Source organism: Burkholderia sp. Ax-1720 (assembly GCF_011753035.1).
GTDB classification, from domain to species: domain Bacteria; phylum Pseudomonadota; class Gammaproteobacteria; order Burkholderiales; family Burkholderiaceae; genus Burkholderia; species Burkholderia gladioli.
In genome coordinates this window covers 1-696 of record NZ_VWWK01000460.1, presented here as the reverse complement: position 1 = coordinate 696, position 696 = coordinate 1, and the positions used below count along the sequence as shown (strand labels likewise).

Sequence of the window (696 nt, the reverse complement as noted above, 5' to 3'; positions counted from 1 at the left end):
CGGCGGCGTCGCGGCTCGCCTCGGCGATGGCGCGTTCGAGCAGCGCGGCGCCGCCGCTGATCGCGCCCTTCGTGCCGGTCTCGTAGAGCCGCTTGCCGGCGAAGCGCGACTTGTCGACCTGCGTATCGGCGGCGATCACCACCAGGTCGGCGTCGGCGATCTGCGCCTCGCTGAGCCGGTTCTGCGCGCCCACCGAGCCCTGCGTCTCGACGTGGATCGCGTGGCCGAGCTGGCGCGCGCCCTGCGCGAGCCCCTCGGCCGCCATGAAGGTATGGGCGATGCCGGTCGGGCAGGAGGTGATCGCGACGATCTTCAGTGCACGCGCCGGCGCGGCCGTGTTCGCGACGGACTGTGTCGAAGCATCGGTTGCTTGCGCACGCATCGAAGCGGCCGGCACCGCGCCGCCCGCATCGGCCGCCGCGTGCGCGATCCGCGCCACCAACTCGTCGGCCTCGCGGATCGCCCGCTCGATCGAGACGCGATGGATCGCCTTGCCGGCGAATCGCGCCTCGTCGATGCCGGCCGTGTCGTCGGCGGCGATCAGCACCGCATGCGCCGCGCCGATCTGCTCGGCCGTCAGCGGCGAGCCGATGCCCAGCGCGCTGCGCGTCTCGATCTCGAGCGTGCCGCCCAGGCGCCGCGCCGCGCGCAGCAGGGCCTGCGCCGCCATTGCCGGCGCGGCGCTGCGCTCCGGCA

At 74.6% G+C, this 696-nt stretch carries 1 protein-coding gene; it reads right to left on the bottom strand.

Going from position 1 to position 696, the window contains the following annotated elements; genetic code table 11:
• Window positions 1–696, bottom strand: a 696-nt coding sequence (locus tag F3J18_RS37665; RefSeq protein ID WP_166917228.1) for a PTS fructose-like transporter subunit IIB, incomplete at both ends; no start/stop codon positions are given.